19 protein-coding genes and 2 pseudogenes are annotated in these 26,048 nt (G+C 71.7%); 9 read left to right on the top strand and 12 right to left on the bottom strand.

Annotation, left to right across the window (positions count from 1 at the left end; genetic code table 11):
- Window positions 1-45 precede the first annotated feature (45 nt).
- Window positions 46-377 (bottom strand): annotated as a pseudogene (locus tag QCN29_RS18185) (transposase); the annotation flags it as partial.
- Between the two features lie 758 nt (window positions 378-1,135).
- Here QCN29_RS18185 and QCN29_RS18180 point away from each other — a divergent pair.
- Genes QCN29_RS18180 through QCN29_RS18160 form a run of 5 tightly spaced genes read left to right on the top strand, consistent with a single transcriptional unit; the run spans window position 1,136 to window position 5,814 of the window.
- Window positions 1,136-2,335 (top strand): branched-chain amino acid ABC transporter substrate-binding protein, encoded by a 1,200-nt coding sequence (locus QCN29_RS18180; protein ID WP_279929303.1) that lies wholly within the window; start codon window positions 1,136-1,138, stop codon window positions 2,333-2,335.
- Between the two features lie 15 nt (window positions 2,336-2,350).
- Entirely contained in the window at window positions 2,351-3,241 is an 891-nt protein-coding gene (locus QCN29_RS18175) for a branched-chain amino acid ABC transporter permease (RefSeq protein ID WP_279929301.1), read from the top strand.
- Window positions 3,241-4,296 carry a branched-chain amino acid ABC transporter permease gene (locus QCN29_RS18170; RefSeq protein WP_279929299.1) on the top strand — a complete coding sequence of 352 codons (1,056 nt, stop codon included), beginning with the start codon at window positions 3,241-3,243 and terminating at the stop codon, window positions 4,294-4,296. The genes QCN29_RS18175 and QCN29_RS18170 overlap by 1 nt, the downstream gene beginning before the upstream one ends.
- On the top strand, window positions 4,293-5,111 hold the full coding sequence (locus tag QCN29_RS18165; RefSeq protein WP_279929297.1) for an ABC transporter ATP-binding protein: 819 nt from the start codon (window positions 4,293-4,295) through the stop codon (window positions 5,109-5,111). Before QCN29_RS18170 ends, QCN29_RS18165 begins: the two co-directional genes overlap by 4 nt.
- The gene (locus QCN29_RS18160) at window positions 5,104-5,814 is read left to right on the top strand and encodes an ABC transporter ATP-binding protein (RefSeq protein WP_279929295.1); all 711 of its coding nucleotides are present in this window, start codon (window positions 5,104-5,106) and stop codon (window positions 5,812-5,814) included. The genes QCN29_RS18165 and QCN29_RS18160 overlap by 8 nt, the downstream gene beginning before the upstream one ends.
- Before the next feature lie 312 nt (window positions 5,815-6,126).
- On the opposite strand, the pseudogene QCN29_RS18155 reads toward QCN29_RS18160, so the two are convergent.
- Window positions 6,127-6,384: pseudogene (locus QCN29_RS18155) on the bottom strand (hypothetical protein); the annotation flags it as partial.
- A gap of 137 nt (window positions 6,385-6,521) precedes the next feature.
- Between QCN29_RS18155 and QCN29_RS18150 the strand changes: the two are divergent.
- Window positions 6,522-8,684 carry a hypothetical protein gene (locus QCN29_RS18150; protein ID WP_279929293.1) on the top strand — a complete coding sequence of 721 codons (2,163 nt, stop codon included), beginning with the start codon at window positions 6,522-6,524 and terminating at the stop codon, window positions 8,682-8,684.
- Window positions 8,685-8,827: 143 nt separating this feature from the next.
- On the opposite strand, the gene QCN29_RS18145 is transcribed toward QCN29_RS18150, so the two are convergent.
- Together QCN29_RS18145 and QCN29_RS18140 are read right to left on the bottom strand one after the other, a co-directional pair.
- Window positions 8,828-11,698 carry an AAA family ATPase gene (locus QCN29_RS18145; protein WP_279929292.1) on the bottom strand — a complete coding sequence of 957 codons (2,871 nt, stop codon included), beginning with the start codon at window positions 11,696-11,698 and terminating at the stop codon, window positions 8,828-8,830.
- 137 nt (window positions 11,699-11,835) lie between these two features.
- Complete coding sequence (locus QCN29_RS18140; protein ID WP_279929291.1) at window positions 11,836-12,345, bottom strand: ATP-binding protein; 510 nt, start codon at window positions 12,343-12,345, stop codon at window positions 11,836-11,838.
- A gap of 440 nt (window positions 12,346-12,785) precedes the next feature.
- Here QCN29_RS18140 and QCN29_RS18135 point away from each other — a divergent pair, with 440 nt between their 5' ends.
- Entirely contained in the window at window positions 12,786-12,944 is a 159-nt protein-coding gene (locus QCN29_RS18135; protein ID WP_279929290.1) for a hypothetical protein, read from the top strand.
- Window positions 12,945-13,147: 203 nt separating this feature from the next.
- Here QCN29_RS18135 and QCN29_RS18130 read toward each other — a convergent pair whose 3' ends face one another.
- From QCN29_RS18130 to QCN29_RS18120, 3 genes are all read right to left on the bottom strand, one after another.
- Window positions 13,148-16,474 (bottom strand): SMC family ATPase, encoded by a 3,327-nt coding sequence (locus QCN29_RS18130; protein WP_279929289.1) that lies wholly within the window; start codon window positions 16,472-16,474, stop codon window positions 13,148-13,150.
- A complete protein-coding gene (locus QCN29_RS18125) occupies window positions 16,471-17,640 on the bottom strand; it encodes an exonuclease SbcCD subunit D (RefSeq protein WP_279929287.1) in 1,170 nt (389 codons plus the stop codon). The genes QCN29_RS18130 and QCN29_RS18125 overlap by 4 nt, the downstream gene beginning before the upstream one ends.
- A gap of 75 nt (window positions 17,641-17,715) precedes the next feature.
- A complete protein-coding gene (locus QCN29_RS18120; RefSeq protein WP_279929286.1) occupies window positions 17,716-18,342 on the bottom strand; it encodes a YigZ family protein in 627 nt (208 codons plus the stop codon).
- Between the two features lie 125 nt (window positions 18,343-18,467).
- Between QCN29_RS18120 and QCN29_RS18115 the strand changes: the two genes are divergently transcribed.
- A complete protein-coding gene (locus QCN29_RS18115) occupies window positions 18,468-18,875 on the top strand; it encodes a CoA-binding protein (RefSeq protein WP_240136284.1) in 408 nt (135 codons plus the stop codon).
- Between the two features lie 13 nt (window positions 18,876-18,888).
- Here the strand turns inward: QCN29_RS18115 and QCN29_RS18110 are convergent, their stop codons facing one another.
- Together QCN29_RS18110 and QCN29_RS18105 are read right to left on the bottom strand one after the other, a co-directional pair.
- Window positions 18,889-19,650 carry an acyltransferase gene (locus QCN29_RS18110; protein WP_279929285.1) on the bottom strand — a complete coding sequence of 254 codons (762 nt, stop codon included), beginning with the start codon at window positions 19,648-19,650 and terminating at the stop codon, window positions 18,889-18,891.
- A 691-nt stretch (window positions 19,651-20,341) separates the two neighbouring features.
- A complete protein-coding gene (locus QCN29_RS18105; protein WP_279929284.1) occupies window positions 20,342-23,218 on the bottom strand; it encodes a helix-turn-helix transcriptional regulator in 2,877 nt (958 codons plus the stop codon).
- Window positions 23,219-23,424: 206 nt separating this feature from the next.
- Here QCN29_RS18105 and QCN29_RS18100 point away from each other — a divergent pair, with 206 nt between their 5' ends.
- On the top strand, window positions 23,425-23,934 hold the full coding sequence (locus QCN29_RS18100; RefSeq protein WP_279929283.1) for an ATP-binding protein: 510 nt from the start codon (window positions 23,425-23,427) through the stop codon (window positions 23,932-23,934).
- A 98-nt stretch (window positions 23,935-24,032) separates the two neighbouring features.
- Here the strand turns inward: QCN29_RS18100 and QCN29_RS18095 are convergent, their stop codons facing one another.
- From QCN29_RS18095 to QCN29_RS18085, 3 genes are all read right to left on the bottom strand, one after another.
- Complete coding sequence (locus QCN29_RS18095; RefSeq protein WP_279929282.1) at window positions 24,033-24,569, bottom strand: gamma carbonic anhydrase family protein; 537 nt, start codon at window positions 24,567-24,569, stop codon at window positions 24,033-24,035.
- 60 nt (window positions 24,570-24,629) lie between these two features.
- Window positions 24,630-25,319 carry a DedA family protein gene (locus tag QCN29_RS18090; protein ID WP_279929281.1) on the bottom strand — a complete coding sequence of 230 codons (690 nt, stop codon included), beginning with the start codon at window positions 25,317-25,319 and terminating at the stop codon, window positions 24,630-24,632.
- A 148-nt stretch (window positions 25,320-25,467) separates the two neighbouring features.
- Complete coding sequence (locus QCN29_RS18085; protein ID WP_279929280.1) at window positions 25,468-25,920, bottom strand: DUF4442 domain-containing protein; 453 nt, start codon at window positions 25,918-25,920, stop codon at window positions 25,468-25,470.
- Between the last annotated feature and the right edge of the window lie 128 nt (window positions 25,921-26,048).

The raw sequence follows: 26,048 nt of genomic DNA, 5'->3' as shown, positions 1-26,048 counted from the left end.
CTGGTCCGGCCGCCGCTCGACCTCCTCGATCACGAGCGCGGACAGGAGGCCCTTCGCGCTGAGCGAGAGCACCATCTCGTCGACGCCGGTCAGGCGTCGCTGCCGCTTGCGGACGATCTGCGGCTCGAAGGTGCCCGCGGTGTCGCGGGGCACCTTCACCTCGACCGGTCCGACGTCGGTCAGCACGGTCTTCGACCGGGTGCCGTTCCAGCTGTTGCCGCTGTTCCTGCCCGTCGCATCGTGCTTGTCGTAGCCGACATGATCGGTGATATCTCGCCCTCCAGGGCGGACTCCAATACCCGCTTCGTCAGCTGCTGCAACAGCCCGCCCTCACCCGTCAGCTCCAGCCCGTCATTGCGGGCACGGTCCACCAGCATCCCGATCAACTGCTCGTCCGACACCGCCTCCACGGCCGACTCAACGACCGGCTCCTCCACGGCCGACTCAACGACCGGCTCCTCCACGGCCTCGTGGTCGGCGATGGTCTCGCTCATCAGGCATCTCCTTGATCACCGGATCCGCCGTCTATCGGACACTCCGACCTACTCGTGGCTTTCCGAACCGTGAACGACTGGACAGGGGGTGCGGCTGATCCATGACTGCGTCGACGAGGTTCGCCCAGGCGGAACTGGTTGGTCCGCTGTCAATCGCACCCAATGAGGACGCCGACGCCGTCATCAGCCGAGTGCACGCGCTGCCGCCCGGGTGCGCTTTGCCAGGGTGATCGAAGTCGCGGAGGCCGCCACCGCGAGCACTCCGGGATCGGCAGCTACAGGCCGGACTCCACCTCATCATCGAAGGTCTCGACAGCCATCTACCGACTCTTCCGTGCCAATCGACCGCCCGTAAGGGACGGCAGGGCCGGACACACACCAGACTGCGGCCATCGCGGACCGAGTCCGGCCCGGGACGCTCTGTTGTCGGCAACGACCGGGCGCCGTCCCGGGCGTGCGACCGGCGGGATTACGGTCAGGTTTCGGGTATTGACCTGCGACCGAGGGCAAGTGCAATATCACGCATCACCAGTGCAATATCACACTTCATTGCATGGATGGCCGACCCCACGGGCCGTCTCCTTTCTCATCGATCCCCCGGGTACCGACCCACCGTCGCAAGGCCAGCAGAGGAGCGCCTCATGACCAGACATGTCCTCCCCGCCACGTTCCCCACCACCCGCAATCGATCCCGTGTCGTGGCGCTGACCTCGGTGCTCGCGGTCGTCGCTATGACCACCACCGGCTGCAGCGGACTGATCGGCGGCGGCTCCGACGGCAAGGACCAAGGCGCGATCGTGCTCGGGATGGACATCCCGATGTCCGGCAGCAGCGCGGACATCGGACCGTATATGAAGAACGGGGCACAGCTTGCGATCGACGAGATCAACGCAAAGGGTGGCGTGCTCGGCCGGAAGCTGAAGCTGCAGGTCGAGGATGACGCCTGCGACCCGAAGACCGCGGTCGCGGCGGCCAACAAGCTGGTTGCGGCAGGCGCGGTCGTCTCAGTCGGCGGCTACTGCTCCGGCGCCACGCTGCCCACCCTGCCGGTCTTCGGCAAGCAGAAGATCCCCATGATCATTCCGGCGGCCAACTCCAACGAACTGGTGGAGCAACACCTCGACCACGTCTTCCTCATCAACGGCACCGGCAGCCAGCAGGCGGACGCGGCGGTCGAGTGGCTGACCAAGGACGGCGCGAAGAAGGTCGCCATCATGGACGACAACACCAGCTATTCCAAGGACATCGCCGACCTCACCGCGGCCAGGCTGGGCACGGGCGGCGCTCCGGCCAAGGCCGCTGAGGACTCGGTCAACCCCGGTGAGAGCGACTACAGCCCGAACGTCACCAGCGTGCTGAAGTCGAACCCCGACTACATCTACTGGACCGGCTACTACCAGGAGGGCGGCCTGCTGATCCGCCAGTTCCGCCAGGCCGGCTACACGGGCAAGTTCCTCGTCGGCGACGGCTCGGTCGATGCGAAGCTCGTCGAGATCGCGGGCGCCGCGAACGGCGAGGGTGTCTACGCGACCATGACCCAGACCCCCCAGACAACTCCGGGCGCCGAGAGCTGGATCGCCTCCTACAAGAAGAAGTTCGGCTCCGAACCCGGTCCGTACTCGACGCAGTCCTACGACGCGGTACGGGTCGCGGCCGAGGCCGTCAAGAAGGCCGGGAGCACCGATGGAGACAAGATCATCGAGGCGCTCGAGGGCCTGAACGGCTTCGACATCTTCTCCGGCCCGCTGAAGTTCACTGACGACCACACGCTGAGCAACGGCGGATTCGTGATCCTCAACGTCAAGAACGGCACGTTCGCCCTGCAGGACTCCCTCAAGTAACCCGGAGGGGTTCGTATGGCACAGCTCATCTGGAACGGGCTGTTCGTCGGCTCGTTCTACGGCCTGGTCGCCCTCGGCTACAGCATGGTCTACGGCGTCATCAAACTGCTCAACTTCGCCCACGGCGACCTCTACATGCTCGGAGCGTTCTCGGGATTCGCGCTGCTGGGCACGGTCGGCGCAATCCCCGGTGGTTCGCTGGCCGCGCTGTTCGCGGTGCTCGTACTGACGATGATGGTGACCGGCCTGAGCGGCGTCGTGCTCGAGCGGGTGGCCTACCGACGGCTGCGCGGGGCACCACGGCTGTCGCTGCTCATCACCGCGGTGGGTGCGTCGTTCGCGCTGGAGTACGGGGTCCGCCTCTTCTCTGGCCCCAACCCGCGGGTGTATCCCGTACGCCTCGACGGCACCGCCGTGTCGGTGCTCGGCGCCAGGATCACAGTTCAGCAGCTCGCCCTGATGGTGGTCGCCGTCGCTCTCATGGTGGCGCTCAACGCACTCGTCATGCGCAGCCGCCAAGGCAGGGCGATGCGCGCCATCGCGCTGGACCCGAAAGCCTGCCTGATGATGGGCATCGACGTCGACGCGGTCATCTCCCGTGCTTTCTTCATCGGTTCGGCCCTCGCCGGCGCGGCCGGGGTCATGGCGGGCGCCTACTACGGGAAGATCGACTTCCTGATGGGCTTCATCATCGGACTCAAGGCGTTCACCGCGGCCGTCATCGGCGGCATCGGCAATCTGAAGGGCACCATGCTCGGTGGCCTCGTCCTCGGACTGCTGGAGTCCTTCAGCACCGACTGGTTCGGAGGCGAATGGCGCGACGTGTTCGCCTTCGGGTTCCTCATCCTCTTCCTGACCGTGCGGCCCACCGGCCTGCTCGGCGAGCGTGTGACGGAGCGAGTGTGATGACGGCCGTCCAGAACCAGAACCCGCCGGTCAAGCCGGTCAGGGGCCGCGGCCCCTCGGTCGTCACGCGGCTGCTGGAGAGCCGCAGGCTCGGCTGGGCCGGGCTCGCGATCGGTCTGCTGGCCCCGTTCGTGACCGCCACCCCGTACGCCCTGAACGTGATGACCAGCGCGGCGGTCTTCGTGATGCTGGCCGTCGGCCTGAACATCGTCGTCGGCTACTGCGGCCTGCTCGACCTCGGCTTCGCCGCCTTCCTCGCCGTCGGAGCGTACACCGGCGGGATTCTCGCGACTCGGCTGGAGGCCCCGCTCCTGGCCACGGTGCCGGTCGTCGTCGTGGTGACGGCGGTGGCAGGAGTGGTGATCGGAGGTCCGACGCTACGGCTGCGCAGCGACTATCTGGCGATCGTCACCCTCGGCTTCGGGGAGATCATTCGGATCGTCGCCAACAACCTGGACATCACCGGCGGCCCCTCCGGGATCTACGGCATACCGGGGCTGCTCGGCGACACGCTCTCCGATCCGGTCGTCTTCTATTACACGACCGTGGTGATCGTTGCGGTCGCGGTGCTGTTCGCCGCCCGGCTCGGCCGCTCCCGCATCGGCCGTGCCTGGCGTTTCGTCCGGGAGGACGAGGACGCCGCGGAAGCCAGCGGAGTCAACACGTACAGCGTCAAGCTGGCGGCCTATGTCGCAGGCGCGGTCTGGGGAGGGCTCTCGGGCGTCCTGTTCGCCGCCCAGCTCTCGGCGGTCTCCCCGGCCAGCTTCACGTTCCTGCAGTCCGCCCTCGTCCTGATGGCGGTCGTGCTCGGCGGCATGGGCTCCACCCGCGGTGTCGTGACCGGCGCCATCGTCATCAGCCTGCTCCCCGAACTGCTGCGGGACCTGGCGGACTACCGGTTCTTCGTGTTCGGTGTGCTCCTCATCGTGGTCATGCTGCTCCGCCCGCAGGGCCTGTGGCCGCACCGCGTACGCGACCCCGACGACACGGCGGCCCGCGCCCGCAGCACGCCCGGCGCTCCCGCGACCGCCCCGTCCGCGAAGGAGGACGAATGATTCTCGAAGTCAAGGATTTGCGGCTGGCCTTCGGGGGAGTCCGCGCTGTCGACGGCCTCACCTTCTCGGTCGGCGACGGTGAGATCGTCTCGATCATCGGCCCGAATGGTGCGGGGAAGACGTCCGCGTTCAACTGCGTCAGCGGGTTCTACGAACCGACCGGCGGTACCGTCCGGCTGGCGGGTCACGACGTGACGGGCAGGCGCCCGTCGGCGATCGCCGCCCGTGGCCTCGCTCGCACCTTCCAGAACCTGAGGCTCTTCGGCGAGCTGTCGGTGCTGGACAACGTACGGGCGGGCACCCATCTCTGGCTGAAGCAGAGAGCCGTCGACGCGTTGCTGCACACCCCCCGCTTCCGTCGCACCGAATGCGAGGCCACAGAAGAGGCGCACAAGTGGCTCGACTTCGTCGAGCTGCGCGGCGACCGCGCCGGTCTCGTGCGCAACCTGCCGTACGGCGAGCAGCGCCGTGTGGAGATCGCCCGCGCTCTGGCCCGGCGGCCGAAGCTGCTGCTGCTCGACGAGCCCGCCGCGGGGCTGAACCACGGCGAGAAGGCCGAACTGCTCGCCCTGATCCGCCGGATCCAGGAACTGGGCATCGCGATTGCGCTGATCGAACACGATATGGGCCTGGTCATGGAGGTGTCCGAGCGGGTGGTCGTCCTGAACTTCGGCAAGGAGATCGCGGACGGCCGTCCGGGCGACGTACGACGGGACCCGGCGGTCATCGAGGCCTACCTCGGCCGGGACGCCGACGACGACGAGGTCCACGCCGCCCGCACGGAACTCGCAGGGGACGGAGCACAGCATGCTTGAGATCCACGGCCTCGACGTCAGATACGGAGGAGTGCAGGCGCTGCGCGGGCTCGAACTCGCCGTCGGCGAAGGGGAGACCGTCGCCCTCCTCGGCAACAACGGCGCCGGCAAGACCACGACGCTGTCCGCCGTGTCAGGACTGGTCAAACCCACTGAGGGCCGGATCGTGCACGAGGGCGAGGACATCACCCGGACGGCGCCGCCGGAGATCGTCGCACGGGGCGTGGTGCACGTCCCGGAGGGGCGGCGGATCTTCAGCACCTTGACCGTGCATGAGAACCTGCTGATCGGTGGTTATCTGGTGCGCGACGGCTCCCGTCTGGCCCGACGGGTGGACGAGGTGTACGAACTGCTGCCCCGACTGGCCGAGCGGCGGACCCAGCACGGCGGGACGCTGTCCGGCGGAGAGCAGCAGATGCTCGCCATGGGCAGGGCCCTCGTCGCCCGCCCCCGCCTGCTGATGCTGGACGAACCGTCGATGGGCCTGGCCCCGCTCATGGTCGCCGCCGTGATGGAGGTGATCAAGGACATCAACCGCAGGGGCACCGCCGTGCTCCTCGTCGAACAGAACGCCAAGGCGGCGCTGAAGATCGCACACCGCGCCTATGTGATCGAGAACGGCGTAGCGGTACTGGAGGGGACGGCGGCCGAACTGTCCGCCGACTCCCGCGTCGCCGAGGCCTACCTGGGGGGAGCGGCCTGACGGGACCGCACGAGGCAGGTCCCGGCCACCCTGGGTGTACACGGCCGCCCCGCGTGCCCCGGGGCTGGTGCCGCCGGCCGATGCCGAGGACTGGGCCGCAGCGTTGAGCGGCCTTCTTCGGACGACAGGGCTTCAGGGGAGCACGGATCGCACTCCGGCAGTGGCAGCGCCCGAACCTTGTCGTGCTCTTCCCGGTCGAGCCTGATGTCCTTGACCTGCTGATCGGTGAGCCGCCCGCCGTGGAAGACGTAGCCGGCCGTGGCGTACCGCCGCTGCTCGCCGGGAAGACCGAACACCGCCGCCGGGAACTGCGACCTCATCGTGTGGCGCATCGCACAGCCGGGGCGGACCGGGCGCGGACGCGGGGACGCGGGCGTCGGCGAACCCGAGCATCCGCGGGCTCTCGGCCCCGAGGATCGTCAGGGCGTCGGCCGACTCGGCAGCCCGGTGGCTGTCCGGGGCCCAGGTGGCGGTGAGGACGGCGGTCCGGGCACCGGCGGCGGCGTGCTGCGCGAAGACGCCGCCGGCCACCCCCTCCGCCCTGCCGATGGCTGGCGAGCTCGTCCTCACGGTATGTGCTGGACGATCTACTTAAAATTATGTGGCATGTGATATTGCACACTCCACTGCCTGAGCTTCATGCTGTGTCAACCTCCCGGCCGCCCCCCACGCCCCACCAGAAGCTCCTCTCACAGCGGAGTACCACAATGATCCCCAGAATCAGACGATGGGCCGTCGTGGTCGGCGCGACGGCCGCCTTCATATCGACAGGGCTTCCCTCGACGGCGACCGCGCAGCCGGGGCCCGTCCACCCGCGCCCGGAGCGCCCGGCATGTACGCTCAACGTCCCGGCCAGCCCCAAGTCGGAGGACCCGGCCAGTTGTGTCGCGGTCGACCTGAAACTGGACAAGCTCCCGGCCAGGGGTGAGACAGCGGCCCTGCGGGTCAGCCTCCGCTCCCAGGTCAAAGTCGCCCACGCCCAACTGACCGTACGGGTGCCCGACACGCTCCAGCTCATCACCGAGGGTTCCCCCCTGGGCGTGCCCCGGCGGGTAGGCCCCTGGCTGGACGCCAAGGGTGTGGTGGCCCTCGACACCAACAAGCGCACCCTCACCCTGCACGTCCGCGCCACCGCGACCGGGCCCGCCCAGATCGAGGCCAACCTCACCGACGCAGACTCGCCGTCGCCGGAGCGGGAAGCCCACAGTTCGGTGCTGCTCACCGTCGGCACCAACAAGCCGGGGGAAAGCGCCTCCCGGCCGGGGGCCGACATCACCTCGCTCCCGGGGCGCTCGGGCGAGCGGCGCTCGAAGCCGAGCTCGGTGAGCAAGAAGTTCGAGAAGGTTCCGCCGACCGCCGAGGGCGCCGGCAGCGTCGCCCAGGCCGCCGGCGACCCGATCTGCATCAGTGGGGGCTTCGAGTTCACCAACCAGGCGGGAACGTGGCTGGGCGGCCGCAACCTCACCGTGAAGGTATGGGGGCGGACCACCGCGAACGCCGCGCAGCAGGTCTACGCCAGCGGCCTGACCGACAACAACGGCGCCTACAACCTCTGCTTCACCCTGCCGGTCGACACGATGTACCTGCTCTATGTGGAGTTCCGGTCGGAGAGCTCGCTCTGGCGGGTGGTCGACAACAACGGATGGGCGTACTCGGTCAGCACTCCCGCGCGGTACAACGTCGGCGCCAACCAGAACTTCGGCTGGACGTTCCCGGCGGCAGCCCAGATGCGCGCCTGGCACGCGTTCGACACCGTCAACCTGACCTACTGGTGGCGCAGCTCCGCCACCACCTGCTGGACCTCCAACGAGAACCCGCCCTGCAGCAAGATCACCGTGCAGTGGTGGGCCGGCAACGCCGACGGCGGGTACTACAACCCCGGGACCACCGCGGCCACCAGGTACATCAGGCTGCGGGACAACGACCCCGACTCCGAGCACCTCGTGGTCCACGAGTCCGCTCATGCGCTGATGCACATGCTCTACAACTGGTGGTGGCCCAGCGCGAACTGCAACGGTCACCAGATCTGGATCGCTCTGTCCACCACATGCGCCTGGACTGAGGGATTCGCCAACGCCGTCGCCGGCAGGGTCAAGGGCGACAACCTGTTCGTCTGGCCCGGTGGCTCCTCGGTCAGCATGATGAACACCGCCTGGTTCGACTCCGGCCAGCCGAACTCCAGCACCAACTGGCACAACGGTGACGCGGTGGAAGGCCGTGTGGCCGGCACCCTGATCGACCTGTGGAGCCAGGTGGACGGAGGACAGGCGAGCACGATCGACCTGATGCGGACACAGGGGCAGTGGTCCTTCGGCGAGTACTTCAAGGACGACCGCCCCGTCAACGGACTGAGCACGGCCGGCACCGCCCGCAACCTGGCCTACGCCCACACCATCGACTACCGGGCCAGCCTGCTCAACTCCGGCTTCGAGAACGGCACGCCCGGCTGGACCTGGACAGCGACGCCGAGCGGGTCGGTCATCGGCAACTGGGGGACGTATCCGGCCCACTGGGGCACCAAGTACGCCTGGCTGGGCGGCATGGGGGAGACGTCAACGCAGACGCTGTCCCAGCAGATCACCATCCCGAGCAACGTGAACGGAGCGACACTGGGGTTCTACAACCGCATCGGCACCTTCGAGACCGAGCAGGTGGCGTACGACACGCTCAAGGTGCAGGTCATCGACGGCGGCACCACCACCACGCTGGCGACCCTGTCCAACAGGGACGCTGTCGGCAGCTACGTCTACCGCTCCTACGACCTGTCCAACTGGCGGGGACGGACGGTCACGGTCAAGCTGCTCGCCTCTGAGGACGCCAGCCTCCGGACCGACTTCATCGTCGACGACATGACGGTCATCACCTTCTGACAGACAACGTCGACAGCTCCGCGGAAAGGGGGAGACACACGTACATCCGGGGGCTTCGGGCGCGCAGCTCGGAGCCCCCCACAGAGGCGGGAACGCGGCCTCGCCCATGTCTCCGTCCGGAGTGCAGGGGCGGCCCGCCTGGGCTACCGCGTTTCGCCCGATATGGCGTTGCGGACGTTCTTCCTGGTGACGCCCAGCTTCTTGAGGACGTGGGCCACGTGCTGCTCAATGGTGCGGGGAGACAGGAACAGGGCCTGCGCGATGTCCTGGTTGGTGGCGCCTCGGGCGAGCAGTTCGGCGACCTGCCGTTCGCGCGGGGAGAGTTGGTCCCCGTAGCCGCGACGTCCACGCGGCGACGGGCGGGCAAGGCCGAGTTCACGGAGTGTCCGCTGACAGCGGGCGGCGTCGGAGGTGGCGCCGAGCCGCTCGTAGGCGTCGGCAGCCTGGGTGAGATGTTCGACGACCGCGTTGGGATGGGAGCGGCCCAGGGCGCGCCCTTGGCGTTCGGCCGCGTGGGCGGACTCGTAAGGGCGCCCGATCTGCCGCCACATATCGCGGGCACGGCCGAACTGCTCGGCAGCGGCTTCGGCATCCTCGTCGCTCAACAAGCCACGAATGAGGTGGAGTTCGGCGACGGCACCGGGTGCGTCCCGGCCTCGCAGTCCGCTTTCGGCGTCCCGGGCCAGATGTCCGGCGGCCTCCCGGTCGCCGCGGGCCAGGGCTGCTTCGACGGCCACGGGTACCAGACCGGTGGCTCTCGCCCACGCGCCTGCCCGGCGCAGCGCCGCCACCGCCGAATCGGCGGTCGCCGAGGCGGCCACTGGTTTCCCCTGTGCCAGCCGGATCGCGGCGATCTCGGCGGCGGCCCGGCACGCCATCGTCACCTGAGACTCCCGCTCCCCGGAGGCAGCGGCCGCGTCCAACCACTCCAGAGCGCGGGCGTACTGTCCATGGGCTGCCATCAGCCGTGCGTTGACCATGGCACGCTCCGCCGTGGCCATGCGGATGTCGGGGAACTCGTCCCCGAGTGCGGCGAAGCGCTGCTCCAGGTCCGTCCAGTGGCCGGCCAAACCGGCCAGCCGTAGCAGAGCGATGCGGCTGTAGCACTCCAGGTACGGAATGCCCGCGCGCCTGGCGAGCTCTCGGCTCTCCTCCAGCAGCGCCGAGGCACGATGGTCGTGGCCCAGCTCGATGGCGATTTCGCCGACGTTGTAGAGGGCGCGGACCGTCTGCCTGAGTACTTCCGTGTCGTCCGGCCGCCGCGGCAGCCGCTCCAGGAGCGCCCATACCGCGGCGTTGCCTTCCCGGGCCAGCAGAGTGAGCCGGGTGGCGCGCACCGTCGCCCGGATGGCCTCGTCGGGGCTGTCCCGGATGGTGTCCTCGGCCCGGCCCAGCCAGGTCCAGGCGTGGTCCGAGGCGCCGTTCTGCTCATTCATGGCCAAGGCGGCCATCCCGCGTGCGGCGCGCTCGGGGCGGCTGCCCAGCTCCTCGACGGCTGCTTCGAGCTGCTGGAAACCGGCCCGGTCGCCGACATGGCTGATCATGATGATGCCCAGCGTCAGCCGAATGTCGCCGCGAGCGGCCACCGGCAGCTGCGGATCGGCGAGGATGCGGCGCAGTACGGCGGCGTTGGCGGTGTAGTCCACGCCGTTGACGGCGATACGGGCCAGAGCGAGGGCTGCGCGCGACCGCAGCTCGACGTCCGGCTGCGGCTGGTCCAGGATCTGGTGCAGCAGCGCGGCGGCGGTGCCCTGGTCGCCCAGGGCGACCGCCTGGTCGGCGGCGGCCTCCGCCTGCCGCAGCCATGCCGCGCGATCGCCCAGGGCGAGGGTGTGATGCGCGATCTGCACCAGCGGCGGAGGCGACTGCGCCTCGAGCGCCTCGAGCGCCCGCCGGTGCAAACGGGTGCGCTGAGGGCCGGGGATGTGCTGGTAGGCGGCCTGCTGGGCCAGAAAATGCCGGAACACGTACTGGCCCGATCCGGTCTCGCGAAGCACGGAGGACCGCAGCGCCTCGGTCAGCCCCTTGGTGCCGGCGTCCGCATCCAGTCCGGCGACGCTGGTGAGAAGCGGTTCCGGGGCGGGGACGGCGAGCACAGCGGCCGCGTCGGCGATCGCCGCCCCGGCCGGTGACAGGGCAGCCAGGCGTTCGGTGATTGCTTCGCGCAGGCTTGTGGGCACCTCGGCCTGTTCGAGGCCGGCGGCGAGGTCGCCCCCACCGAGCAGCTGGCCATGCTCGCACAGAGTGATCAGGTCCTCCTCGGCTACCAGCGGCAGACCCTCGCTGCGGTGGTAAAGGACGTGCCCCAGCGCCGGTGTGGCGCGCGGTCCGAGCACAGCAAACGCCAGATCCCGGACGTCCCGCTCGGACAGCGGGTCGAGGCGGATCACGGTGCCACCGGTCCCGGGCGGGCGCCGGTACGCGGCTCCCAGCACCGGGGTGTCCACGGGCAGATCCTCGGCCCGGTAGGTGAGTACCATGCTCAGCTGCTCGGGCAGGTCCCTGGTCAACAGGAGGAGCAACTCGCGGGTGGCTTCGTCGACCCAGTGCAGGTCCTCGACGACCAGGACCGCGGGGCCCAGCGCCTCCAGAAACGAGCGGACCGCCACCACCAGCTGGTGGCGCTCGGACTGGGCGTCCTCCGGTCGCTGCGGCGGAGGCGGTAGCCGCTCCGCCAGGTCTGGCAGGAGCCGTGCCAGCGCACCGGCGGTCGCCGGAATACGGCCCGGCGGCGGTAGCCAGCGTCCCGCCTTCCGCAGGGCGTCCACAACCGGGCCGAACGGGAAGGGCTCGCGCAGCGGGTGACAGAAGCCCGTCAGCACCCGGCGGTCTTCCGCAGACCGCACGGCCTCGTGGACCAGACGCGACTTCCCGATCCCGGCCTCTCCCTCGACCAGTACGACTGCGGGTGGATGGCGGAGCGCGTTCAGCAGCAGGCCGAATTCACGCTGCCGACCAACGAATCGGAAGCTCCCACCGGTCGCCACGGCAGCGTGGCCGGGGCCGATTCGCACGCGATCACCTGCCTCGTCCACGGCACCGGACGGAGCGGCCCGGACCGGTCCCGCGGCCTTCTGCTGGCCACGCTAGACCGGTGCGTGGGAGGCGGCAAACCGCTATTCAGATTCTGCCCGCAGATACGACGCGGCCGTCAGCTGGCACGGTGATCCGCTGTCGAGTGGCTGGGGCCGTCGGATGCCATCACCAGCTCCGCGGTCACCCGGGTGCCGCCCGCTGTGATCATGACAGCGCTCCTGGCCGCGTATGCCTCCACCAGCCGCAGGCCGCGGCCGCAGCACGCCGTGTCGCCGGCCTCGTCCTCACGCACGCGGGGTGCGGGCGGCCAGGGATACCACCGCCCGGTGTCCTGGACGTGGACCGTTATCGTCCCGTCGGCGGCGACCAGCAGCACGGCAACGTCCGGACTTCCGCTGTGCCGCACCGCGTTGGCGGCCAGCTCGGTGATGATGACCGCCAGCGCCTCGTCGAGCACTTCGGACAGCGCCCACCGCCGCGCCATGTCACGGGCGAAACGCCGCAGAGCAGGCACCGACTCGGTGGACGCAGGCATGACACACACGGCCGCCCGCGCCGCGCCGGCGGTCCGGTTCGGACAAGGGGGACCCGAGGCAGCGGAGCGCGTCTTCTCGACCGTGATCATGTGGAACTCCTTCACGCCCTGCCTTTCGAAGGCCGGGCCGGGGAGTGGGGATGCATCTGGAGAGCCGGCCGCGGACAGCGACCTGCTCAGATGTGATCTGGGCCCTGCCCGGCAGGCGCAGGGCAGGGCCCGACCCTCCTCGACAGCCCGATGGGGCTGCAGAGACTGCTGGGGCAGCCCCTCGCATGCCACCCTCGCTGCGGACAACGGCCGAAACAATCAGGGAACGCTCAAGTATGGGTACTCAGAAAAATCCCGGATAGCTCCGGATGGAACATGGCAGATGTTGCCCAGGCCGGGCAGCCCGGCCTGGGAGATCACACGGCCGTATAAGGGTGGAGCCACATGAGACATCACCGCCCAAGACGCCGCGGCGTCGTCGCCTGCATCGCCGGGGAGTGTCCAATAGACGGCGGATCCGATGATCAAGGAGATGCCTGATGAGCGAGACCATCGCCGAGCACGAGGCCGCCAAGCGCGATGGCCACCGCGAGCTGGACCACGACCACCGCGCGATCCTGCCAGCCGCGTCCGACACCCACCGGCAGCACGGCCGCAAGCGCATCCGTCAGCCCCAGCCGGTCCGCGCACTTCCGTAGCAGCACCGCCCCACAGTGCCCGACCAATCCCTTACCGTCAGCCCGCACCCGCAGCCATTCAGTCGGCTCGTGCCGACGCGTCCCAGAGGCAGAAATCCCTCCTCACTGACAGGCGGGGAACAGAAGGGGGACGACGATCGGGGAAGGACCGGGCAGGAGCAGGCAGGATCTCCCCGGCGCGCCCGCCCCTGCCGGCCGCGCCCTCAGCCGTCGAGGGCGGCCGCGGCCGTGCGCAGGCGGGCCGTGGAGCCGTCGCGGCCCTTGACGACCTCCAGTTGGGCGGGGATGCGGCGGCGCAGGTCGGGGACGTGGCTGACGATGCCGACGCTGCGGTCGCGTTCGCGCAGCGAGTCCAGGACGTCAAGGACCTCGTCGAGGGTCTGGTCGTCGAGGCTGCCGAACCCTTCGTCGATGAAAAGGGTGTCGAGCCGGACGCCGCCCACCTCTTCGGTGACGACGTCGGCGAGGCCGAGCGCCAGCGCGAGCGAGGCGAAGAACGTCTCTCCTCCGGAGAGCGTCGCCGTGTCCCGTTCGCGGCCGGTCCAGGCGTCGACCACATGCAGTCCGAGGCCGGAGCGCTTGCTACCGGTGCGGGCGTCCGAGTGGACGAGGGTGTAGCGTCCGGCCGACATCCTCTGGAGCCGTACGGTCGCGGCCGCGGCGACCTGCTCGAGCCGGGCGGCCAGTACGTAGGACTCCAGGCGCATCTTGCGTTCGTTGTCCGCGGAGGTGCCGGCGGCGAGCCCGGCGATGCGGGCGACGCGGTCGTACTCCTCGCGCAGCGGGCCGAGGCTGCGAGCCTCGGCGGCGGCCTGGCGGGAGAGGCGGGCCAGTTCGGCACAGCGCTCGCGGGCGGCGGCGAGCGCGGAGGAGGCGTCGCGCAGCCGCCGTTCCGCGGCGTCATGGGCGGCGCGGGCCGTGCCGGGGTCTGCGGGCGGCTGTTCGGCGGCGGCGCGCGACTCCGGCTCGGCCAGCCGGTCGGCCACTGCCGCCGCCTCGGTCTGCCAGGCGTCGATGCGGCGCTGGACCTCGCGCTGCTCCGTGTCGTCCAGCAGAGCGGCGGCAGCGGCGCGCGGTGTGTCGAAACCGGCCTGGAAGGCCTCGTCCGCGAGGCGGGCGTCAGCCTCCTTCAGCCGCCGGGCACTGTCCTCGGCGGCGCGTACGGCCTCGGCGGCGGCGGAGAGCGTCAGGATGCGCCGCTCGAGCAGGGCGGCCCGCTCGGCGACGCTGCCGGCGCCACCCCGGGCCCGGGCCACCTCGTCCCGCAGCCCGGTCTGTTCACCCTCGAGCGCCTCGCGCCGCGACATCCGCGCGGCGGCCCGCCGCTCCGCCTGCTGCCGGGCGTCCAGCCGCTCCCTGTGCTCCCGTTCGGCGTGTTCCAGGGCCTCCTGCGCGGCGTGCAGGCCGGAGGCGACGCGGTGCGCTTCCGCGTGCTCGCGCTCCAGGTCCGCAACCTGCCGCTGGAGTTCGGGGACGCCCGGGTCGTCGGCGGTGACACGGAACGCCTGCCCGTCGGCGACGGCGGCCTCCGCTGCCGCCCCGGCGGTTGCGGTGCGCAACGGGCGGTCCGCTCTGCCGGAGTGCAGTACATCGGCCCTCGGGCGGGCCGCGGCGGAGTCACCCGTCGCGGGGGGCGCTTCGGCGGTGTCCGGCGTGCCCGCCGGCTGCTGCGGGGAGGCGGTCCCCGCGGGCCGTTCTGCCGATTCGCCCGATTCGGCTGATTCGGCTGACTCGGCTGATTCGGCCGAGTGGCGCGGTGGCGGCACCGACCCGGCCGCGGTGTCTGTTCCCCGGGTGCGGGCCTGGGCTCGGGCCGCCGCGAACGACTCGCGGAGGACGGCAAGTTCGCGTTCCGCGGCCGTGCGGGCGGCGTCGGCTTCCGTGTAGCCGGCGTAGGCCGCTTCCTCCGCAGTGCGGTCGACGTGGTCGGCCGCGGCGCGGGCCGGGTCCGGATGGTCGGGGGAGCCGCAGACGGCGCAGGGGTCTCCGGGAGTGAGCGCGCCGGCGAGTTCGGCGGCGATGCCGCGCAGACGGCGCTCCTTGAGGTCGAGCCAGCGCTCGCGGGCGGCGGCCGCGCCGTCGCGGCTGCGGCTCAGCGCCTCGACGGCCTCTCCGGCGTCCAGGGCGAGCCGGTCGCGCTCGCGGGCGGCGTGCAGCCGGCGGCGGACGGGTTCGAGGCGGCCCGCCAGGTGCTCGGCGCGGGTGGCGGCCTCCCGTGCGTCGGCGATGCGCCGTCCGAGATCGTCGTGGACGGCGTCCCAGTCGGCGAGCCAGCCGTCGGCTTCCTGGAGGAGGTCGTCGTCCGCGCGCGCCTGCCGGTCCAGCCGTGCCAGCTCTCGGGCCAGCTCGGCGTCGCGGACCTCGGCACGGCGGCCGGCGTCCAGCCCGCCGGCTTCCTGGCGGAGCTGTCGCTCGAGTGCGGAGAGGCGTTCCGCGCCCGCGTCGGCGTACTCGGGCGGGAGCTGGGCGGCGGCCCGCCGGTGTGCCGCGCTCGCCTCCCGGTGCTCGCGCTCCGCGTCGTCGCGCAGCCGCAACGCGGGTGCCACACGCTCGGCTCGGCGGGCGTGGTCGAGCCGTTCCCGGAGCTGTTCCCGCTCGGTGCGGCCGGCCTGGAGCGCCTCGGAGCGCCGGAGGGCGTCGGCATGCCGCTGCTGCAGACGGGCGAGTTCCTGCGCGGCGTCCAGCGCGTGCAGGGCGGCCGCCCGGCGGTTCTCGGCGGCGGCAAGCGCGCTCTGGGCGATGTCGCGGCGTTCGCCGGCCCCGGCGCGGGCGACGGCGGCCCACTCCAGGACGGCGGCGGCCAGTCCGGGGTCGCCCGGCTGCTGCTGGGGAGCGGGCCGCCCGTCCGCGGCGGGGCCCGCGGCCTGCTGCATACGGTGGGCGAGTGCGAGGAGTTTCTCGTCTCCGGCCCGCACCTGGTGTTCCGCCGCGCGGCGCTGTTCGGCGAGGCGCTCTTCGACGGCGGCGAAGCGGCGGGTGTCGAAGAGCCGGCCGAGGAGTCGGCCGCGGGCTTCGGCGTCGGCGCGCAGGAAGCGGGCGAAGTCTCCCTGCGGCAGCAGCACGACCTGGCAGAACTGGTCGCGGCTCATGCCCAGGAGCCGGCCGATCTCTTCGCCGATCTCCTGGTGGGAGCGGCTGAGCCCCTTCCATGTGGCGGTGTCGGTATCGTATTCGCGCAGCAGGCTCTGGGCGCGTTCGGTGGTGAAGCCGGCGCCGCGGGCCTTCGGGCGGGGTTGTGCGGGGCGTCGGGTGATCTCCAGCCGCCGCCCGGCGACGGTGAGTTCGAGGCTGACCTCGGTGAGGACGCCGGGGGGCGCATGGTCGCTGCGCAGGGAGGCGCCGGGGCTCTGGCGGGCCCCGGGCACCGCACCGTACAGGGCGAAGCAGACGGCGTCGAGGACGGACGTCTTGCCCGCGCCGGTGGGGCCGTGCAGCAGGAACAGTCCGGCGGCGGCGAGTTCGTCGAAGGCGATGTGCTGGCGGGCGGCGAAGGGCCCGAAGGCGGTGACGGTCAGGGTGTGCAGTCTCACCGGGCGGCCGCCTCCGCCACGTCCGCCGCGACCCGCACATCGTCCAGCGCACCACGCAGCACGGCGCGTTCCCGATCGTCGGGGCCGCTGCCGCCGCGTACATGCGTCACAAAGTCCGCCGCGATCTGCTCGTCGCTGCGCCCCCTGAGGCGCTGGGCGTAGGTGGCCTGGGCGTCCCGCTCGCCGCGGTCGGGGTCGAAGAGGAGGCTGAGGGTGTGCGGGAACCGTACGGCGAGCCGTGCCATGGGCTCCGCGGGGCGCACCGGGTCGGTGAGGGTCGCCTCGACGAACGACTGCTCGTGAAGGGTGTGGGCCGGGTCGTCGAGGAGGTCGTCGAGTGTGCCGCGGAGCCGGGCGAGGGGGCGCGGCACGGGGCAGTCGACGCGTTCGGCCGCGATCTCGCCGGCCGGGCCGAGGTCGATCAGCCACATGGTCTTGCGGTGCCGTGCCTCGGAGAAGGAGTACGCGAGCGGCGAGCCCGAGTAGCGGACGCGTTCGGAGAGGGTCTGGCAGCCGTGGAGATGGCCGAGGGCCGCGTAGTCGACGCCGTGGAACAAGGAGGCGGGCACGGCGGAGACTCCGCCGACGGTGATGTCCCGTTCGCTGTCGCTGGGCTCGCCTCCGGCGACGAAAGCGTGAGCGAGGACGACGGAGCGGGTGCCCTCGGGCCGCTGAGCGAGGTCGGCCCGCACCCGCTCCATGGCGGCGGTCAGCACCTGTTCATGCGCGGCTTTCTCGGTCCGGAACTCGTCCTTGACCAGGGCGGGTTCCAGATAGGGCAGGCCGTAGCAGGCCACGTCGCCGTGGGCGTCGCGCAGCACGACCGGGGTGTGGCAGTCGGCCGGGTCGGTGCGCAGATGGATCCCGGCGCGTTCGATGAGCCCGGCGGCGACGCCGAGGCGGCGGGCCGAGTCGTGGTTGCCGGAGATCATGACCGTGGGGACGTCCGCTGCGGCCAGCCGGTGCAGTGCGCGGTCGAACAGCTCGACGGCTGCGAGGGGCGGCACGGCGCGGTCGTAGACGTCTCCCGCCACCAGAACCGCGTCCACATCGCGGGAGTGCACCGTCTCGACCAGATGGTCGAGGAAGGCGGCCTGGGCGTCGAGGAGGCTGATCCGGTGGAACGAGCGTCCCAGATGCCAGTCCGACGTATGCAGGAGTCTCATGATCCCTGAGCGTATCGGCAGGCTCTGACAGTGCGTGCGGCTTCGCGTCTTTCGCGGTGCTCGGCCGTCGCCCGCTCATGCGTCGCCATATGCCTCGCCGCCGAGTTCGAGGCGGGCGGCCCCGGCCGTGGCGTCGGCGAGCCAGGTCCGGAATGCGTCGACGTCGGCGTTCGGCAGTCCGACCTCGATGGTGACGGACTCGGCGTAACGGACATCGCGGACGGACCGGCCGGTGGCGCGGAGGTCGTTCTCAAGCTTCCCCGCGCGCTGGTGGTCGACCGTGACGGAGGCGAGCCGGTAGCGCTGCCGGGTGATGGTGCCGATCGCGTCGAGGGCTTCGCCGACGACTCCCCCGTACGCCCGGATGAGCCCGCCGGCGCCGAGCTTCACCCCGCCGTAGTAGCGGGTGACGACGGCCACGGCGTATCTGACGTCGCGGCGCATCAGCATCTGGAGCATGGGCACGCCCGCGGTGCCGCCAGGCTCTCCGTCGTCGCCGGCCTTCTGTACGGCGGCGTCGGCGCCGATGACGTATGCGTAGCAGTTGTGGGTGGCGGTCGGGTGCTCCTTGCGGATGCGCGCAATGAACTCCTGCGCCTCCTGCTCGGTCGCGGCGGGCGCGAGCGCGCAGATGAAGCGCGATCGGTTGATCTCGTTCTCGTGCACGCCTGCGCGGGCGACCGTCCGGTACTGCTCCTGCATCAGGCCACCCTATGCGAGCCTCCGCGGGCTCCCGTCCGGGCGGTCCCGGACCCAGCCCCGGCCCCGACCCCGGCCCCTGAACCCGCCGGGGGAATGCGGCGCGGGCGGTGCGGGTTGTGCCGGGTATGCACGCAGACGCAGAGACGATCCGCAGGATGCTGACCGAGACGGGCGACACCTGGGCGGTGGTGGGCCTGTCGAACAACGAGGAGCGGGCGGCGCACGGCGTCGCGGAGGTCCTCCAGCGCTACGGCAAGCGCATCGTCCCGGTGCATCCGAAGGCGGAGACGGTGCACGGCGAGCAGGGGTACGCGACGCTCGCCGACATCCCCTTCGACGTCGATGTCGTGGATGTGTTCGTCAACTCGCAGCTGGCGGGCAGGATCGCGGACGAGGCTGTGGCCAAGGGGGCGAAGGCGGTGTGGTTCCAGCTCGGCGTGGTCGACGAGGAGGCGTACGAGCGGACGCGTGCGGCCGGCCTCGACATGGTGATGAACCGCTGCCCGGCGATCGAGATCCCCCGCCTGGGCTGACCGCGAGCCGCCGTCAGTTCTCTTCCAGCTCCGCCAGTGCCAGCAGCTGCTCCGGTGTGACGCCCTCCGGTATGGGGACGGGAGCGGGGGTGCGCAGCGGCGGCTGCCAGCCGGCCGCCGGGTCCCAGCGGCGTACGATCCTGGCGGGCGCGCCGGCGACCACCGAGCAGTCGGGCACCTCGCCCCGGACGACCGCGCCGGCGGCGACCACCACATTGCGGCCCAGCCGGGCTCCGGGCAGCACCACCGCGCCGGTGCCCAGCCAGCAGCCGGGGCCTATCTCCACGGGTTCGGTGCGCGGCCACTGCTTGCCGACCGGCTGCCGGGGGTCGTCGTAGCTGTGGTTGGTGGAGGTGATGTAGACGTACGGGCCGCAGTACGTGTCCGAGCCGATGGTCACCCGGGTGTCGGCGATCACATGGCTGCCGCGGCCGAGGACCACCCCGTCGCCGAGGGTGAGGATCGGGTCGGGCCCGAGGTCGAGACCGGGCATCATGCCTGCGGTGAGGGTGACCTGTTCGCCGACGATGCAGTGGTCGCCCAGTTCGATCCACGCCTCGCCGAACACGGTGCCCTGGGGGAAGGCGAGCCGGGTGCCCGCTCCGAGCCGCCGGAACCGCAGCCGCCCGGGGTGCTCGGCGGTGACCGCACCGGCGTCCTGCGCCCAGGTCCAGGCCCGATGGACCGCGCGGGTCAGGGCGCGGCGACGCCAGGAGGCGGCGCGCCGCAGGGCCGAGGAGGCCGCCGACGAGAACGTGTTTCTGTTCGTGGGCACGGGTTTACGGTAGTGGGCGTGGTGCGGGTGGCCCCCAGTGCGGGCTGTGATGTTCCCCTCCCCGCCCCTTCCCGAACCGGGGGCAGGCCCCCAGACCCCCGTACGGCCTTCGGCCGTGTCCTCAAACTCCGCCAGGCGCGCCCAACGGGCTGGAAGCTGGCGCAGCTGAATCCCAGCCTCGCCTGGGGGCACCTCCGTGGGGGTACCCCCGGACAGAGTCCGGGGGAGGCAGCTGGGGAGAGTGGGGCGCGGGGCCCGGGGCCGAGCACCCGCTGCGGGAAGGGGCGGGTGGGGAAAGGCTCCGCTGCGGGAAGGGGCCGGGCGGGGAAAGACTCCGCCGGGCGCGCCCAGGGCCGCTACCGGCGATGTCTGCCCGTCGAGGAGCGTTGTCCGGTGCCTTCGGGCGCCCCGGCGCCGAAGGCTGCGGGGCAGATCGCAAGACGGCCGGAAGTCCTCGTAGCGGAGCTACTTGGGCCGACGCAGCGCGGGGGCGTCTCCCGGGCCCGCAGGGCCCAGGGCGTGCGGGTTCCGTGCCCGCAGGGCCCAGGGGGGCGTCTCCCGGGCCCGCAGGGCCCAGGGAGTGCGGGTTCCGGGCCCGCAGGGCCCAGGGGGTGGGTGTCCCGCCCACGCCGGAGGCTGTGGGGGAGCGTGCAGGGCGGCGCGAGTGGGCAAAGCCTGCCGGGAGGGGGCACTAGGCTCCGCCCGCATTGCGGTTCCGGTTGGCCCGGTTGAGGTGGTGGCCGCGCGACTGGGACTCCAGCTTCTTGCGGGCGCGGGCGACGTGCTGTTCCACGGTGCGGGGCGACAGGTGGAGGGTCACGGCTATCTCGCGGTTGGTCAGGCCCGCCGAGGCGAGGTCGACGACTTCCTCCTCGCGCGGGGACAACTGGTCGCCGTAGCCGGGCCGGCCGCGGGGGCGGGGCTGCTCGGGCGCGGGATGGTGGGTGCGGAGCGTGGCCCGTACACGGGCCGCGTCCCAGGTGGCGCCCAGGTCGGTCAGCTTCGACACGCAGGAGGTGAGTTCCGCGACTGCCGCCTCGGGGTTTTCCCCGCAGGCCAGCGCGGACCGTGCAGCGGCCTCCGCGGTGAGCACGGCCGCGTAGGGGCGGGGCATCCTCTCGTACATCGCGGCGGCCTGCCGGTAGTGCCCGACCGCCTGCTCCGGTTCGCCGACGGCCTCGTGGAGCACTCCACGGCTCCAGGACAGCGAGGCGGCGGCCGAGGGCACGACGCGCCCCTTGAGGCCGGCTTCGAATTCGTCCAGCAGGTCCTGCGCGGCCTGTCGGCGGCCGGCGCGCGCGATGGCCTCGACGGCCCAGGGGGCGACTTCGGACGCCCAGGCCCACACTCCTTTGTCGCGCAGCCGGTCCCAGGCCGCGGCCGCCTCGGCTGTCGCGGTCTCCAGGTCGTCGCGTGCCAGCGCGGTGCGCACCAGGGCGCCTGAGGCGGTGGCCGCGTGCGGCAGCGGCGAGTCGGCCGACGGCGGATGCCCGCCGCCGGACAGCCAGGCGGCCATCTGCTGCCATTCGCCCTGGGCGAGTGCGAGCAGGCCGAGGACGATCCGGGCGTCCGCCGCGGGTCCCGGCATCACTCCGCTCTCGGCGACGAAGGCGCGCGCCCGTGCCGACAGTCCGGTCCAGTCTCCGACCGCCCAGTCGAGGAGCAGCCGGGTGCCGCGCCCGTCCTGTTCGACATAGGTGGCTCCGCAGGCGCCGGCGAGGTCGACGCCCTCGTCCAGCAGGTCGCCGACGCGCGGCAGATAGCCGAGCCACAGGGCCGCGTCCGCGGCGTTGACCAGTCCGCGTGCCACGTGCGGGGCGCTCAGGGCGTCCTGCGCGCCGGTGCGCAGCGACTCCACGACGTCCCAGGCAGCGGGGTCTCCGGTCTCCAGCAGTACGGCGACGCAGTTCGCCGCCACCGCCGCCTGTACTTCGACGTCCTCGCTGCCCGCGGCCGCCCGCTGTGCCTTCTCGAGCCATTCGAGGTTGCGTTCCAGGGGGACGGCGGACATCACGGGCATCGCCAGCGCGGACATGGCGCGGGCGGCCAGCGGAGGCCGCTCCGCCAGCTCGTCGACGGCCTGTTCGAGCTCCACCCAGCCTTCGAGGCCCATGCCGGCCTGGTTGTAGAGCAGCAGCCCGAGGTCGAGCCTGATCTGCCCGCGTACGACGGCCGGCAGGGACTGTTCGGCGAGGATCTGCCGCAGCACCGCCACGGTGTGTTCGGTGTGCAGTCCCAGGACGGCGCTGTGTGCGAGCAGGGGTGCGAGCCGGGCCCGTACGGGCAGCGGCACCGAAGGGTGGGACAGCGTGTGTTCGAGCAGGTCGACGGCCTTCTGGTGGTCCCCGGCCGCGGCGCTGTCCCGGGCGGCCCTTTCGACGGCCTGGAGCCAGCCGCGCAGGGGCCCGCCGCCGAGGCGCCGGTGCTCTGCGAGCCGGTCCCAGGGGACCGGCTGGCGTCGGGCGAGGACACGGGCGGCTCTGCGGTGCATGTCCTGACGGACCGGGCCCGGCAGCTCCCGGTAGACGGCAGTGGCCGCCAGCGGTGCGGGGAATCCGTAGCGGTCCAGGCTCTTTTCCTCCAGCACGCCTGCGGTGAGTGCCTGCTGAAGGGCGCGGCGGCCCGTGTCGGGGTCGAGGCCGGCAACGGTGCGGAGTTCGTCCGCGGCGGCGGGCCGGTCCAGCACGGCCGCCGCGTGGACGACGGGCCGGTGCTCGCCGGGCAGTGCGGCGAGGCGCCCGAGCGTCAGATGGGCCAGGCGTACGGGGATCCCCGCCGCATCCACGTCGCGGGCCGCGTATCGCTCCTTGGGGCCGCAGACGTCTTCGATCTGGCGTACCAGGTCCACTACGACCTGGGGCAGGCCGCCGGTGAGGAGGTGGACGCGGGAGGTCAGGGCGGGCGGGCAGGATTCGGCTCCGAGGCGCTCCCGCGCGATCCGGCGCACCTGGTCGGCGTCCAGCGGGTCCAGTCGGATGTGCAGCAGGGACAGGGCGGCGGGGTAGTTGACGGGTGCGCCGAGCGGCAGGGCGGGCTCGGGGAGTTCTTCCGGCCGGTAGGTGAGGACGGCGGCGAGGGCTTCCGGGGGCTGCTCCAGCAGCCGCCGGAGCAGGTCCCGGCCGTCCGGTCCCGCGCGGTGCACATCCTCGGCGACGAGCAGGACGGGCCCGTCCTGCTCGTCGGTGTGCAGCAGTTGGTCGAGGTCCGGGGCCAGGGCGACGGCGTCCGGATAGCGGCGGCTGCCCGGGGCAGTCTCCGCCGCCGCATCCGCTGGGTCGGGGGCGGCGGCGGGGGCAGGTGCATGCGTCGGGGCCCGGGCCTGCCGACGGGGCCGCCCGGCGGCGGGGCGGTGCTCGAGCAGCACCCCTGTGGAGGTGAAGGCGAGGGTCACGCACGCCCGGTCCGCCGCCTCGGGGGATTCGAGCAGCCGGTGGGCCAGGCGGCTCTTGCCGAGCCCCGCCGCTCCTTCGACGAACAGCAGGGACGGGTGGCGGGCGGTGCGGGCGAGGCTCTGCCGCAGCCAGCGCTCCCAGGTCGCGTCACCAATGGGCTCACCCAGTGTGCTCACCCACTCACCCTCATAGACAATTCCGGGCAATTCATTTGTTTACGTATCCGTACTTCAGTCTCCCTGATTGCGCGCCGGGCGCACCGCGGGAAGTTTTGAGCTGCCGGACCAGGGCGGGGACGCCCCTGCGTGCGGAGACGGCGGGGGCCTTACGGCCCGGCCGTCAGACACTCGCCCGGGCGTCCGCCCGGGCAGAAGGAGCCGACGTGATCGCATCAGAGGAGACCTCCCGCCTGCCCTCTTCCTCTCTCGCACCCCCGGGCGGTTCCTCAGGCCTCGCTCAGTGCGCGATGCCGGCCACCCCCGAGTCCGCGCGGGTTCTGCGACACTTCGCCGGGGCTGTCGCACGGCGCTGGAGGCTGGCGGAGCATTTCCATGAGGCGCTAGCCGTGATCGTCAGCGAGCTGGTGGCCAATGTGGTGCTGCACAGCGGAAGCACCTGGGTGGCGGTGGCCATCAAGGTGCGCGGCGACACGCTGACGGCGGAGGTCAGGGACGGCGGCCGGTGGAAGCACCGCACCACCCGCCGCCGGGAACCGCTGGACGCGGACGCGGACTGCGGCCATGGGCTGCGGCTGGTGGACGCCTTCGCGAGCCGCACGACGACCCGTCGGCTGGAGATGGGGAGCGTCGTGGTGGCCGAGATCCTGATGGCGGCCTGCTGCACGGAGGCCTGCCGCTGCGATCTGCCGCCCCGGTCGGCCCCGCGGGGCTGAGACGCGGCCGCTCCCCGCCATGGCCGGATCAGGGGCGCGAGGGCGCAAGGCCCGAGGCTTACGAGGGCTCGGGGACGCTCGAGGCTCAAGGCCTGCTATCAGCGCGACTGCGGCTCGGCGGCGCGGTGCGCCTCGGCGAGGCCCGTGTACATCGCCGCGTTGACCTTGATGCCCTCGCGCTCCTCGTCGGTCAGCTCGCGCCTGACCTTGGCGGGGACGCCCGCGACCAGGGAACCGGGCGGCACCCGCATGCCCTGCGGCACCAGCGCCTGGGCGGCGATCAGGGAGCCCGCGCCGATGTGCGCCCCGTTCAGGACGGTCGCGCCCATGCCGACCAGCACATCGTCCTCGACGGTGCAGCCGTGCAGTACGGCGTTGTGTCCGACCGAGACGCGCGCGCCCACGGTGACGGGGAAGCCCGGGTCGACATGGACGGTGCAGTTGTCCTGGATGTTGGAGTCCGGCCCGAGGACGATCGGACCGCAGTCGGCGCGCAGCACGGTGTGGTACCAGACGCTCGCGCCGGCCTCCATGGTCACCTCGCCCACGACCACGGACGTGGGCGCCGTGAAGGCGTCCGGGGAGATCCTCGGGGTCTTTCCGCCGACCGCAGCGATCAGTGCACGTTCCGTCATCGCCGTCTCCTCCTCGTGTGTCCTGCGCATGCCCTCTGTCCTGTGCATGCCTCGCCCGGCTCAGTCTCCGACGGCGATGAGGTCCCGCTCCGAGGCGGCCCCGTCCCGGTCGGCCGGGACTGCCGGGGCCGGGGATTCCGTGCGGACGGCGGCTTTCCTGGCACGGCTCTTGAGCACCAGCACGGAGGTGAGCCCGATGGCGACGGCGAGGATCAGCCCCAGCCAGGAGAACCGCTTGAGCCATGCCTCGGCGACGATCCCCACGGAGTAGACGACGGCGGTCGTGCCGCCCGCCCACAGGATGCCGCCGAAGACGTTGGCGATGAGGAACTTCCAGTACGGCATGCGCAGCACGCCCGCGAGCGGACCGGCGAAGATCCGCAGCAGCGCCACGAAGCGGCCGAAGAACACGGCCCACATGCCCCACTTCTCGAAGGAGCGCTCCGCCATGGCGATCTGCGCTTCGCCGAAGTGCTTGGGGAACCTGCGGCCGAGCCAGGCCAGCAGGGGACGGCCGCCCTTGCGGCCGATGGCGTAGCCGATGGAGTCGCCGATGATCGCGCCTGCGACGGCGCAGGCCCCGAGGACGTACGGATCGATCTCACCGTGCTGGGAGGCGAGCAGCGCCGAGCTGACGAGGATGATCTCGCCCGGCAGCGGGATGCCGAGGCTCTCGAGCCCGATCACCACCCCTACCAGGAGGTAGATGCTGACCGCGGGGACGGTCTCGAGCCACTCCTGGACGTGCAAGCCGGTTCCTCCCAAAGTGCTGCGCCGCCGCGCCCCGTGCGCTGCCCGGCGTGCGCCCCGTTGCGGCGCACGCCGGGCAGCCTATCCCGCCGGACCAGCGGGATCGTCGAGGGGCTCGGTCTGGGGGGAGCCTTCAGCCTGCGGCTGCTCAGCCGTGGGGGCGGAGTGTCCAGACGACGGTCATCTCTCCGGTCACCGCGCCGTCCTCGCGGGTGATGGAGATGGAGACGGGGAACTCCGGGCGGCCGCCGGCGTCCAGCTCGGCGACAACCTCGTCCCGGGGGCGGCCGAGGGTGGCGGTGGCGGTCACCACGCCCTTCGCCAGCTTCTTGTAGGCGATCTCCGCCGTGACCGCGAGCGGCACGGCGCGGCCGAGCTGGTCGCCGAAGGCGCCCATGACGACGGCGCCGCTGGCGGTCTCGGCGAGGGTGAACATCGCGCCGGCGTGCGGCCCGCCGACGTGGTTGTGGTAGGCGGGCTGGTCCGGCAGCCGGACGACGGCCCGCTCGGGGGTGCTCTCCAGGAACTCCAGGTTGAGGGTCCTGACCATGGGGACCGAGGCGGCGACCATCTCGCCGGCGGACATTTGATCTGCGCTCATGAGGCGCGATGTTACCCACGAGTAGCGCCCTTGGCCATCCCCGGGCGGTCTGCGGAAGGGCGGCCGAAGGAGAGCCCCTGCGGGGGCGGACGCAGAAGCGGCAGTCGGCCCCCTCTATGGTTACTCGC

The organism is Streptomyces chengmaiensis, from assembly GCF_029846775.1.
GTDB lineage: Bacteria > Actinomycetota > Actinomycetes > Streptomycetales > Streptomycetaceae > Streptomyces > Streptomyces chengmaiensis.
The sequence above is the reverse complement of the archived record's forward strand: the minus strand, read 5'-3'. Positions and strand labels throughout refer to the sequence as shown.